We start from the raw sequence: 12,592 nt of genomic DNA, 5'->3' as shown, positions 1-12,592 counted from the left end.
TTGCTGTTTTTCTTCATATAGATGCCCGAATACCCTGGTTCTTCCGGCTTGGATCAGCGGAAGAATCTATGTATATTGTCTACATCCAGGAGGTTCCGAGGTGGCAGACGTCAAGCTGGTCCGGGTGCAGAAGGCTTATGGCGACGTGCAGGTGCTGCGCGACATCGACCTGCATGTGAAGGACGGCGAGTTCATGGTCTTCGTGGGCCCCTCCGGCTGCGGCAAGTCGACCTTGCTGCGCTCGATCGCCGGGCTGGAAGACATCACCGGCGGCACGCTGTCGATCGGCGGCCGCGTGGTCAACGACGTGCCGCCGGCCGAGCGCGGCATCGCGATGGTCTTCCAGTCCTACGCGCTGTACCCGCACATGAACCTGTTCGACAACATGGCGTTCGGGCTGCAGCTGGCGAAGGTGCCCAGGGACGAGATCAGGCGCTCGGTCGAGCAGGCGGCGAAGATCCTGCACATCGAGCACCTGCTGGACCGCAAGCCGAAGGCCTTGTCCGGCGGGCAACGCCAGCGCGTGGCGATCGGCCGCGCGATCGTGCGCAAGCCGGAGGTGTTCCTGTTCGACGAGCCGCTGTCGAACCTGGACGCCGCGCTGCGCGTGAAGATGCGCTACGAATTCGCCAAGCTCCACGAGGAGCTGAAGACGACGATGATCTACGTGACCCACGACCAGGTCGAGGCCATGACGCTGGCCGACCGCATCGTCGTGCTGTCGGTCGGCCGCATCGAGCAGGTCGGCACGCCGCTGCAGCTGTACGAGCAGCCGGACAACCTGTTCGTCGCCGGCTTCATCGGCTCGCCGAGGATGAACTTCCTCAACGGCGAGCTGCTGCGCGGTGATGCCACCGGCGCCGACGTGAAGCTGGCCAACGGCGACGTCGTGCGGTGCGCGGTGGACGCTTCGCGCGCGCAGGCGGGCATGAAGGTCACGCTGGGCGTGCGGCCCGAGCACCTGACCGTCGGCCTCGGCAGCGACCGGGAGAACCCGCTGCATGCCAAGGTCACCTTCGTCGAGGCGCTCGGCAGCAGCACGCAAGCCTATTGCGACTACCCCGGCACCGACGAGCCGCTGACCTGCCAGCTCGACGGCCGCACGCCGATCCAGACCGGCCAGGCGCTGACCCTGGGCGTGCCGGCGGCCTGGTGCTACCTGTTCGACGCCGACGGCCGCGCCTTCCCGCGCCGCTTCGCATTGCAGCCGCAGGCCGAGGCGGCGTGAGCCCGCACGGCCGCCCAAAGGGCGAAATCCCCCTCGGGGGGACGGCGCGCAGCGCCAAGGAGGCCAAGTGAAACGCTGGAAGGTCATCACGGCCGCGGTGACGGCCGGCCTGCTCGCGACGGGCGCCGCCGCCGCCCCGCTGAAGCTGCTGGTCTGGATCAACGGCGACAAGGGCTACCGGGGACTCCAGAAGGTCGGCGATGCCTTCGCGCGTGACAGCGGCGTCGAGGTGGTGGTGCAGCATCCGGAAGGCGCGCCGGACAAGTTCCAGGCCGCCGCCGGCGCCGGCAAGGGCCCCGACATCTTCTGCTGGCCGCACGACCGCGCCGGCGAGTGGGCCAAGTCCGGCCTGATCGTGCCGATCGCGCCGCCGAAGGCCGTGCGCGAGCAGATCGAGGACTCGGCCTGGGCCGCCTTCACCTACCGCGGCAAGGTCTGGGGTTATCCGCTGGCGATCGAGGCCATCGGCCTGGTCTACAACAAGGCGCTGGTGAAGACACCGCCGGCGAGCTTCGAGGCGCTGATCGAGATGGACAAGGCGCTGCAGAAGGAAGGCAAGCATGCGGTGCTGTGGGACTACAACAAGTCCTTCTTCACCTGGCCGATGCTGGCCGCGGGCGGCGGATTCATTTTCGGCAGGACGCCGGCGGGCGACTACGACACCGCGCGCATCGGCGTCAACGCGCCCGGGGCGGTGGCCGGCGCGACGATGCTGGCGAAGCTGATCGAAGGCGGCCACATGCCGCGCGGCGCGCGTTATGCCGAGATGGAGACGCAGTTCGCGCGTGGCCAGGTGGCGATGATGATCAGCGGCCCCTGGGCCTGGGACAACCCGCGCAAGGCGGGCATTCAGTTCGGCGTCGCGCCCATCCCGTCGATCGGCGGCCATCCGTCGAAGCCCTTCGTCGGCGTGCTCGGCTGCATGGTCTCGGCACCAAGCAAGGTCAAGGACCTCGCGCGCCTGTTCCTCGAGGACTACGTGCTGAAGGTGGAGCACCTGAAGACGATCTCGGCCGACGTGCCGCTGGGCACGCCGGCCAACAAGGCCTACTTCGCCGAGCTGTCGAGCGACCCCAACATCCGCGCGACGATGGAGAACGCGCGCCGCGGCGAGCCGATCCCCAACATCCCGGAGACGCAGCGCTTCTTTCCGGCGATGGACGCGGCGCTGGAGGCGATCACCAACGGCCGGCAGTCGCCGAAGGATGCGCTGGACGGTGCGGCCGCGCGCATGAAGGTGCAATGACCACCACCGCACTGCCCTCTCCCGCCGCCGCATCGGCCCGTGCCGCCTCGGCACGCGGCGCCACGGGGTTCAGGCTGGCCGTGATCGTGCTGCTCGGCGTCGGGCTGCTGTGGCTCGCCTTCCGCATGGCCGCCGCCGGCCAGCCGCTGTGGGCGCTGGGTGCGCTGGCGCTCGGCGGCACCGCGCTGTGGGTCTATGCGTCGGCCCGCACCCTGGCCGGGCGCTATCTGTTCCCGGGCGTCGCCGGCATGCTGCTGTTCGTCGCCTTCCCGCTGCTGTACACGATGCAGATCGGGTTCACGAACTACTCGTCGACCCATCTGCTGACCGAAGCGCGCGCCCGCGCCTACCTGCTGGACCAGGGCAGCTTCGACGAGACCCGGGCCCATGCCAGCAGCGTGCATGCCGACGGCGCCGGCTTCCGGTTGCAGCTGGTGCCGCCGGACGGTGGCGCGCCGCTGCTGACGCCGCCGCTCACTTTGAAGGGCATTGCGGCGAGCGAGCCGGTCGCCGTCGCGCCCGCGACGACCGCGCCCGCCTCGCCCGCCCTGCCGCTGCGCGAGCTGCTGGCGCACCGCGACGCGCTGATGGCGCTGACGCTGAAGCTGCCCGACGGCACGTTGCTGCACTACGCCGGCGTGCGCGAATTCGCGCCCTTCCAGCCGCAATGGCAGGCCGGCACCGACGGCGCACTGACCGAGGCGGCCACCGGCACGGTCTACAAGCCCAACCGCGACAGCGGCTTCTTCGAAGGGCCGAAAGGTGAACACCTGCAACCCGGCTTCCAGGTGAACATCGGCTTCGGCAACTACGCGCGCATGATCGGCGACGCCGACTTCCGCGGTCCCTTCGTCTCGATCTTCGTGTGGACCGTCGCGCTCGCCGCGCTGACGGTGCTGTTCACCACCGTCATCGGCATGACGCTGGCGGTGCTGCTGAACTGGGAGGCGCTGCGCTTTCGCACGCTGTACCGCACGCTGCTGTTCCTGCCCTACGCGATCCCCGGCTTCATCTCGATCCTCGTCTTCAAGGGCCTGTTCAACCAGAACTTCGGTGAGATCAACGCCATCCTGGATGCCGTGTTCGGCATCCGCCCCGACTGGTTCGCCGACCCGACGCTGGCGCGCACGATGATCCTGATCGTTAACACCTGGCTCGGCTACCCGTACGTGATGGTGTTGTGCACCGGCCTGATCAAGGCCATCCCGGCCGACCTGTACGAGGCCTCGGCCATCGCCGGCGCGACGCCGCTGACCAACTTCTTCCGCATCACCGCGCCCTTGATCGTCAAGCCGCTGACGCCGCTGCTGATCTCCGCGTTCGCCTTCAACTTCAACAACTTCGTGCTGATCGCGCTGCTGACCGACGGCCGGCCCGACTACCTGAACACCAAGCTGCCGGCGGGCACCACCGACATCCTGGTCTCGTACACCTACCGCATCGCGTTCACCGACGCCGGCGCGAACTTCGGCCTCGCCGCCGCGATCTCGACGCTGATCTTCTTCATGGTCGCGGCAATGTCGCTGCTGAACCTGAAGCTGACGAAGGCGAAGGACTGAGAAGGACTGACACGATGGCCATCGTCACCGGAAGAAGCCAGCGCTGGCGCATCGTCGCCGCGCACGTCGGGCTGTGGATCCTGATCGGCATCACGCTGTTCCCGCTGCTCGCGGTGGTGTCGATCTCGCTGCGGCCCGGCAACTTCGCGCACGGCTCGCTGATCCCCGCGGAGATCAGCTTCGAGCACTGGAAGCTCGCACTGGGCATCCCGCACATCACGAAGGACGGCACGCGCATCGACCCGCCCTTTCCGGTGCTGCTGTGGCTGTGGAACTCGGTGAAGGTGGCCACCGTCGCCGCGTTCCTGATCGTCGCCATCTCGACCACTGCGGCCTATGCCTTCGCGCGCCTGAAGTTCAGGTTCAAGACGCCGCTGCTCAACAGCATGCTGCTGCTGCAGATGTTCCCGGTGGCGGTCGCGCTGGTCGCGATCTACGCGATCTTCGAAGGCATCGGCCAGTACATCCCGTGGCTCGGCATCGAGACGCATGCCGGGCTGGTGGTCGCCTACCTCGGCGGCGTCGCGATGCACATCTGGACCATCAAGGGCTACTTCGAGACCATCCCGACGGAGATCGAGGAGAACGCGAAGGTCGACGGGGCGACGCACTGGCAGGCCTTCGTGCGCGTGCTGCTGCCGATGGCCGTGCCGATCCTGATGGTCGTCTTCGTGCTCGCCTTCATCGGCACCATCATCGAGTACCCGGTCGCCTCGGTGCTGCTGCGCGAGGAGCCCAACCTGACGCTCGCCGTCGGCTCGAAGTTCTACCTCTACGACCAGAAGTACCTGTGGGGCGACTTCGCCGCCGCCGCCGTGCTGTCGGGCCTGCCGATCACGCTGGTGTTCCTGGCCGCACAGCGCTGGATCGTCTCGGGGCTGACCTCCGGCGGCGTGAAGGGATGAACCGCATGCAATGGAAAACCCACGCCCTGCTGCTGGCCCTCGGCCTGGCCACCACCGGCCAACTCGCCACGGCCGCCGCGCCCAAGCCGCAGCCCGGCAGCGTGTACGACCAACGCGAGCGCGACTGGCGCAACGGTGCCATCGTCTACCAGGTGATCGTCGACCGCTTCGCCCCGGCGAAGGACCTGGCCGCCAAACGCGCCCTCTACCCCGCTCCCAAGCGCCTGCGCGACTGGGGCGAGGTGCCCGCGGCGGGCACCTACCTGCCCGAGTACAAGGTCAACTCCGCCGAGCTCGACTTCTGGGGCGGCGACCTGGCCAGCACCACGGCCCACCTGGGCCACGTGCGCCGGCTGGGCGCCCAGGTGCTCTACCTCAACCCCATCCACCTGGGCTGGACCAACCACAAGTACGACACGCTGGACTACCAGGCCATCTCGCCCGAGTACGGCAACCGCGACGACTTCCGCCGCCTCGCCGCCGAAGCCCACCGCCTGGGCATGAAAGTGGTGCTAGACGGCGTGTTCAACCACATGGGCCGCAACGCACCCGCCTTCCAGCAGGCGATGGCGGACGCCAACAGCCCCTACCGCCCGTGGTTCGCCATCGGCCCGCAGTACGAGGGCGGCGCGCGCGTGTGGACCGGCTTCCAGAACCACCCTGAACTGAACCTGGACCACCCGCCGGTGCGCCGCCACCTGTGGCTGGACCGGGACTCGGTGGTGCGCAGCTACCTGCGCGACGGGGCCGACGGCTGGCGCCTGGACACCGCCTTCGAGCTAGGCCCGCGCTACCTGCGCGAGCTGACCGACGCCGCCCACCGCGAGAAGCCGGGCTCGCTGGTGATCGGCGAGATCGCCAACTACCCGGGCGAGTGGCTCAAGGGGCAGGACGGGGTGATGAACTTCACCCTGCGCGAGATCCTGCTGGACATGGCGCGCGGCACCACGACCGCCCCCGCCGCCAGCCGCATGATCGACCGCCTGATCGGCGACGCCGGCATCGAGCCCATGCTCAAGTCGTGGACGCTGCTGGACAACCATGACGTGCCGCGCATCGCCACCCAGGTGCCCGACGAAGCCCCGCGCCGCATGCTGCAGGCGCTGCAGTTCACCTTGCCCGGCTCACCCAACCTGTACTACGGGGCCGAGGTGGGCATGACCGGCGGCGCCGACCCCGCCAACCGCGGTCCCATGCGCTGGGATCTGGTGGCCGACCAGCACCCCGAGACGGTGTGGCTGCGAAAGCTCATCGACCTGCGCGCACAGCACCGCGCGCTGCGGGTGGGCGACTTCCGCCGCATCGACGCCGAGCAACTGCTCGCCTTCGAGCGCCACACGGACAAGGCGCTGGAAACCCTCGTCATCATTGCCAACCCCAGCCGCCAGACCGTGCGCGAGCGGCTGTTGGTGCCCAACCCCTGGCTCATGGACGGCACGCCGCTGCGCGATGTTCTCGGTGCGGCGCCAGTGGGATTCGGCATCAACCACGGCCTGCTCAGTGTCGAGTTGCCGCCGCAATCAGTGCTGGTGCTGCAACCGCAGCCGCAGCCGATGGGTGGCTACAGCCGGTACAAGAACGTGCGCTGAAGCGGCGCCGGTGGCGTAAAGGGACGACATGCGACACACCCGCAGCTTGCTGGCCGCCGTCGCGGCACTTACCCTCGCCCTGCCCGCGCTGGCCGGTAAGGCTCCGCTCAGGCCCGGCGCCACCCCGATGAAGACCACGCCCAACGCCAATCGTTTCGACCAGGCCCTGGCGGGCGTGTTCGTCCCATGCACCTGGCCTACACCAACCACAAGTACGACGCGCTCGACTACCGGCAGGTGTCGCCCGAGTTCGGCACCCGCGCCGACGTGAAGGCGCTGGCCGCGAACCTGCCGGAGCTGAACCTTGAGCACGCAAAGGTGCGCGAGCATGTCTACGGCGGCCGCGACTCGGTCGTGCGCAGCTACCTGCGCGACGGCATCGACGGCTGGCGCCTCGATGTCGCGGTCGACATCGGCTTCCGCTTCCTCGACGAGCTGACACGCGCCGCGCACGCGCAGAAGCCGGGCTCGCCGGTCGTCGGCGAGATCGCGAACTACCCGAAGGAATGGTTCCCGTCGGTCGACGCGGTGATGAACTTCCCGCTGCGCGAGCTGTTGCTGCGCACCGTCTCCGGCCGCATCGAGCCGCAGACCGCGCAGCGCATGATCGCGCGGCTGGTGAACGACGCGGGCATCGAGCCGATGCTGAAGTCCTGGCTGATGCTCGACAACCACGACACCGCGCGCCTGGCGACGTCGCTGCCCGACGAGCGACAGCGGCGGCTTGCGCAGCTGCTGCAATTCACGCTGCCGGGCGCGCCGAACCTCTACTACGGCAGCGAAGTCGGCATGACCGGCGGCGACGACCCCGAGATGCGCGCGCCGATGCGCTGGGACCTGGTGCGCGACGACGACCCGACGCTGCAGTGGACCAGGCGCCTGGTCGAGCTGCGCAAACGCCACCGCGCGCTGCGCATCGGCGACTTCCGCACCATCGAATCGACGCGCCTGCTGGCCTTCGAGCGCCACACCGACCGCGCGCGCGACACGGTGCTGGTGTTCGCGAACCCGGGCAGCACCGAGGTCAGCGAGACGGTGATGGTGGCGAACTCCAAGCTGATGAACACGATGAAGATGCTCGACGTGCTCGGTGCCGTGCCGCCGCAGCCGATGAACGCGTCGTTGCTGCAGATCACGCTGCCGCCGCACGGCTTCCTGGTGCTGGCGCCGGAGGTCGCGCCGCCGGGCGGCTACAGCGCCTACAAGCGCGTGCAATGAAGCGCCATACCGCCGGCGCGCCGGTCGTCGCACTCGCGGCGGCGCTCGCGCTCGCATCGCCGCTGGCGCGCGCCGCGGACGACTGCCGGCCCGACCCGCTGAACGGCGAGACGCTGTTCCTGCGCGGCACGATGAACAACTGGGCCGCGCAGGACGACTGGGCGTTCCAGTACCGCTGCAACGCGTGGCTCCTGAACGTCAAGCTGCAGGGCCGTCACGACTTCAAGATCGCCGACGAATCGTGGACCGATGCGCGCACGTGGATCGTACCGAGCCCGGAGTTCGCCGGCGAGCACACGCTGCGCTTCGAGCTCGCCGACGGGCAGCCCAGACTGACGCTCGGCCCGAAGAGCTTCGACGACCCGGCGGCACGGCCGATGACCGATCCGGTGGCCGCCAGCTTGCGCCACGACACGCGGGCCGCCGTGCACAAGGCCCCGTTCGGCGCGGTGAGGGCCGGCAGCCGCATGCGCTTCGCGGTCGACGCGAAGCGCGGCGTCGAGCGCCTGACGCTGGTGATCGAGCAGCGGCGCATGCACGGCAACCAGGAAGGCCTGGCCTATGTCGATGCGCAGCGCATCCCGATGCGCCGGACAAGGGCCGGCGCCGATGCCGAGCGCTGGTCGGCCGCCTACCGCTTCGAGTCCATCGGCATCTGGGGTTATCACTTCGAGGCCGAGGTCGGCGGCCGCGTCTACGTGCTGCACAACAACGCCGATGCGATCTTCTGGACGCGCGAGAAGGGCAGTGGCGGTCTCGGCCACGTCGCCGAGCTGCCCGCCGATGCGCGCCGCATCCGCCGCTTCCGCCAGACCGTCCATGCGCCGGACTTCCGCGTGCCCCACTGGGCGGCCGACGCGGTCTACTACTACATCTTCCCCGACCGCTTCCGCAACGGCGACCGCAGCAACGATCCGAGGCCGGGACGCGACCGGTACCACGACCAGGGCGTCGAGTTCCATGCCAGCTGGCTCGACAAGCCCTTCAAGCCAGGCAGCGGCGACGGCTCCGACGCGGTCCACAACAACGACTTCTTCGGCGGCGACATCGCCGGCATCGTCGACAAGCTCGACCACCTGCGCGCGCTGGGGGTCAACGCGCTGTACATCACGCCGCTGTTCGCCGCGGCCAGCAACCACAAGTACGACACCGCGGACTACCACCAGATCGACGCGGCCTTCGGCAGCAACGAGGACTTCGTGCGCCTGACGCGGGAAGCGGCGCGACGCGGCATTCGCGTGGTGCCCGACATGTCGCTCAACCACACGGGCAGCGATTCCATCTACTTCGACCGCTTCGGCCGGCATCCCGGCACCGGCGCGTTCGAAGCCGGCCGCATCCGCGCCGACTCGCCCTACGCCAGCTGGTACCGCTTCGACCCGACGCAGACCGAGATCGACAAGCAGTACCGCGGCTGGGTCGGCGTGAGGGACCTGCCGGAGCTCGACAAGGCCTCGCCCGACTTCCGCCGCTTCGCCTACGGTGCGCCCGACTCGGTGACGCGCACCTGGCTGCAGCGCGGCGCCGCCGGCTGGCGCATGGATGTCGCACCGTGGGTGCCGGATGATTTCTGGCGCGAATGGCGGCGCGTCGTCAAGGCGCAGGACCCGCAGGCGATCACCATCGCCGAGACCTGGTTCGACGCATCGAAGCACCTCGTCGGCGACATGTTCGACTCGACGATGAACTACGTCTTCCGCAACACCGTGCTCGAGTTCGCCAACGGCGGCGATGCGGCCGCGCTGTATCGCAACCTCGAATGGCTGCGCGAGGCCTATCCGAAGCCGGCGCTGCACGCGCTGATGAACCTGCTGTCGTCGCACGACCAGGCCCGCGCACTGCATCATCTCGGCCACCACGGCGAATCGAGCGATGCCGCGACCATCGCCACCGCGAAGCAAAAGCTGCTGCTCGCGACGCTGTTCCAGATGAGCTACCCGGGCGCGCCGGCGATCTACTACGGCGACGAGGTCGGCGTGACCGGCGGTGACGATCCGTACAACCGCGCAACCTATCCCTGGACCGACGAAGGCGGCCGGCCGGATGAGGTGTTGCGAGCCGAGGTGCAGCGCCTGGTGCAGATGCGCGCGCGCCATCCGGTGCTTCGGCAAGGCGAGCTGCTGGCGCCGCTGATGGCCGACGCCGAGGTGCTCGTGCTCGCGCGCCGTCTGGATCGGGGCACCCGAAGCACCTGGGCGATCACCGCGTTGAACAACGCCGCGGTCCCGCGGCGGATGCGCATCCCCCTGCCGCCGGGCAGCCCATCAGCGTACGCCGATGCCCTCGAGGGCGGATCATCGCGCGCTCGCGCGCGTGTACTGGAAATCACGATTCCACCGCGCTTCGGCCGCGTGCTGATCTCGCGCTGACGCGGCCGTTGCTTCTTGCAGCAATGCGGCCCGCATCCGAGGGTGTCCCCATTGCTTCGCGTCATGCTTCGGGTGTAGAAACGCCATGTCCATAGCAGTGCATTTGCTCAACGTCAAAGGAGGGCAGCATGCGCAGAAGGATCTACTGGTTATTGCCTGACCTGCCGAGTGCTCGTCGGACAATGGATGATCTGCTGCTGGCTCGCATCAGCGAACGGCACATCCACTTCGTCGCCCGCGAGGACGCGGACATGACGGGGCTGCATCAGGCCAACGTGCTGCAGACCTCCGACGTGATCCGCGCCGCAGAGATGGGGCTCGTGGTCGGTGGCTCCGCCGGTTCGCTGATCGGCGTGATCGCAGCGATCTACTTCCCGATCATCGGCGACTCGCCGCAGTGGGGCCTGGCGGCCGTGCTGGGCATGCTGGGCGCGGGCTTCGGTGCCTGGTCGGCCAGCATGATCGGCATCTCGGTGCCGAGCCAGCGGCTCAAGCGCTTCACGCCGATGATCGAGCAGGGCCAGATCCTGCTGATGGTCGACGTGCCGAACTCGCGCGTCCAGGAGATCGAGGCCCGCTTGCAAGCCCTGCATCCGGAAGCCCACCTGGAAGGCGTCGAGTCGAACGTGCTGGCCTTCCCGTAGGCCGCTGACCGGCTGACCGGCGGGGCCGCGGGCACTGACCCGCGGCCGACCTGGGTCCCCTCATGAGGCGCAACGCGGTCGCGTGCAGCGACCGTGCCGGCGTCGAGTCCTGACGGAGGTACTCATGGAACTGCAGATGCAGTCGCATGCCTGGACGCGGCGCGCCCCGGACTGGAAAGCCGCGGCCGTGGCCGGTTTCGCCGCGGGCGCCGTGCTGATGGTGCTGGAGTTGCTGTGGGAAGCGACGATGGGCCCCGCGGGGCCGTGGCGCATCCCGCACCTCGTCGCCGCGCTGGTGCTGGGGCCCGACATCCTGAAGCCCGCGGTGCTGCCATTCGACCTCGGCGTCGTCAGCATCGCGCTGCTGGTGCACTACGTGATCGGCGTCGGCTTCGGGCTGCTGATCGGCGCGCTGATCGCGGGCTTCCACTACGAGACCAGCCTGGGCGTGATCCAGGCGATCGGCGTGGTGGCCGGCTTCGCGATGTACCTGTTCAATTTCCACGCGATGTCGCAGGTGTTCCCGTGGTTCGCCGAGCTGCGGGGCTGGGGCACGCTGATGGCACAACTGGTGTTCGGCGTCATCGCCGCGGTGCTGTACTGGAAGCTGGCTCGGAGTTCCGACGCCGGCAGCTAGCCCCGCGCGGGACCTGTCGGTGCAACAGGTCCTGACAGCGAAGGACGCCCGGGCAGCGAAGAGGAGAGCCCCGGGATGGTGATCGCGCTGGTTCTGCTGCTGATCGTCGTCGCCTCGGTGGTCTTCCACCTGGCGACGCCATGGTGGCTCACGCCACTGGCTTCCAACTGGAAGGCGATGGACGACACGCTGACGATCACGATCGTCGTCACCGGCGTGTTCTTCGTCGTCATCAACCTGTTCGTCGTCTACGCGCTGTGGCGCTTCCGGCATCGGAAAGGTCACAAGGCGAGCTACGAACCCGAGAACCACAAGCTCGAGCGCTGGCTGATCGGCGTCACGACGATCGGCATCGTCGCGCTGCTGGCGCCGGGGCTGAAGGTCTACGCCGACTACGTGCAGCCGCCCGGCGACGCAATGATGGTCGAGGTGCTCGGCCAGCAGTGGCAGTGGCGCTACCGGTTCCCCGGCCCCGACGGCAAGCTCGGCGGCAGCGACGCCCGCTTCTACACCGGCAGCAACCCGTTCGCGGTCGATCCGGCCGACCCCGCCGGCCGCGACGACGTGGTCGTCACCAGCAACGAGATGCACCTGCCGCTGAACCGGCCGGTGAAGATGGTGCTGCGCTCGCACGACGTGCTGCACGACTACTTCGTGCCGCAGTTCCGCGCCCGCATGAACATCGTGCCGGGCCAGGTCAGCTGGTTCTGGTTCACGCCCAGCAAGGCCGGCAAGTACGAGGCGATGTGCGCGCAGCTGTGCGGCGTGGGCCATCCGCAGATGCGCGGCTACGTGGTGATCGAGGACGACGCGGCCTTCCAGGCCTGGCTGAAGTCGCATCCGAGCTTCGCCGATTCGCTGGCGCCGCCGAAGGCCGCTGCCGCCGGCGGCGATGCGCTGGCCGCCCGCGGCAAGGAAGTGGCGCAGGCGCGCGGCTGCGTCGCCTGCCACTCGGTCGACGGCAGCGTCGGCGTCGGGCCGACGTGGAAGGGGCTGTACGGGAAGATGGAGAACCTCGACGACGGCACCACGGTGCGCGTCGACGACAGCTTCCTGCGCGACTTCATCAAGGAACCGACCGCGCGCAGCATCAAGGGCTTCCCGCCGGTGATGCCGAAGATGGACCTGAGCGCCGAAGAGCTCGACGCGCTGGTCGCCCACATCAAGGCCCAGGGCCAGCCCTGAACCTCACTGCAC

At 68.7% G+C, this 12,592-nt stretch carries 10 protein-coding genes; all 10 read left to right on the top strand.

Annotation, left to right across the window (positions count from 1 at the left end):
* Positions 1 to 100: 100 nt before the first annotated feature.
* Positions 101 to 1,228, top strand: a complete 1,128-nt coding sequence (locus P1K89_RS01200; protein WP_284614526.1) for an ABC transporter ATP-binding protein — start codon at positions 101 to 103, stop codon at positions 1,226 to 1,228.
* Between the two features lie 67 nt (positions 1,229 to 1,295).
* The gene (malE, locus tag P1K89_RS01195) at positions 1,296 to 2,474 is read left to right on the top strand and encodes a maltose/maltodextrin ABC transporter substrate-binding protein MalE (RefSeq protein ID WP_284614525.1); all 1,179 of its coding nucleotides are present in this window, start codon (positions 1,296 to 1,298) and stop codon (positions 2,472 to 2,474) included.
* Positions 2,471 to 4,033: a maltose ABC transporter permease MalF gene (gene malF, locus P1K89_RS01190; RefSeq protein ID WP_284614524.1), complete on the top strand. Its 1,563-nt coding sequence runs from the start codon at positions 2,471 to 2,473 to the stop codon at positions 4,031 to 4,033. Before malE ends, malF begins: the two co-directional genes overlap by 4 nt.
* A 14-nt stretch (positions 4,034 to 4,047) precedes the next feature.
* Positions 4,048 to 4,938 (top strand): maltose ABC transporter permease MalG, encoded by an 891-nt coding sequence (malG, locus tag P1K89_RS01185; protein WP_284614523.1) that lies wholly within the window; start codon positions 4,048 to 4,050, stop codon positions 4,936 to 4,938.
* A gap of 5 nt (positions 4,939 to 4,943) precedes the next feature.
* Positions 4,944 to 6,527 (top strand): alpha-amylase family glycosyl hydrolase, encoded by a 1,584-nt coding sequence (locus tag P1K89_RS01180; protein ID WP_284614522.1) that lies wholly within the window; start codon positions 4,944 to 4,946, stop codon positions 6,525 to 6,527.
* Positions 6,528 to 6,713: 186 nt separating this feature from the next.
* Positions 6,714 to 7,745 carry an alpha-amylase family glycosyl hydrolase gene (locus P1K89_RS01175; protein ID WP_284614521.1) on the top strand — a complete coding sequence of 344 codons (1,032 nt, stop codon included), beginning with the start codon at positions 6,714 to 6,716 and terminating at the stop codon, positions 7,743 to 7,745.
* Positions 7,742 to 10,114: a glycoside hydrolase family 13 protein gene (locus P1K89_RS01170; RefSeq protein ID WP_284614520.1), complete on the top strand. Its 2,373-nt coding sequence runs from the start codon at positions 7,742 to 7,744 to the stop codon at positions 10,112 to 10,114. Before P1K89_RS01175 ends, P1K89_RS01170 begins: the two co-directional genes overlap by 4 nt.
* 128 nt (positions 10,115 to 10,242) lie before the next feature.
* Positions 10,243 to 10,758 carry a DUF1269 domain-containing protein gene (locus P1K89_RS01165; RefSeq protein ID WP_284614519.1) on the top strand — a complete coding sequence of 172 codons (516 nt, stop codon included), beginning with the start codon at positions 10,243 to 10,245 and terminating at the stop codon, positions 10,756 to 10,758.
* 124 nt (positions 10,759 to 10,882) lie between these two features.
* Positions 10,883 to 11,395 (top strand): hypothetical protein, encoded by a 513-nt coding sequence (locus tag P1K89_RS01160; RefSeq protein WP_284614518.1) that lies wholly within the window; start codon positions 10,883 to 10,885, stop codon positions 11,393 to 11,395.
* Between the two features lie 75 nt (positions 11,396 to 11,470).
* Entirely contained in the window at positions 11,471 to 12,580 is a 1,110-nt protein-coding gene (locus P1K89_RS01155) for a c-type cytochrome (RefSeq protein WP_284614517.1), read from the top strand.
* The last annotated feature ends 12 nt before the right edge of the window (positions 12,581 to 12,592 follow it).

Origin of the sequence: Aquabacterium humicola, from assembly GCF_030167915.1 — a bacterium.
GTDB classification, from domain to species: domain Bacteria; phylum Pseudomonadota; class Gammaproteobacteria; order Burkholderiales; family Burkholderiaceae_C; genus Pseudaquabacterium; species Pseudaquabacterium humicola.
This window is presented reverse-complemented; position numbering and strand designations above follow the sequence as displayed.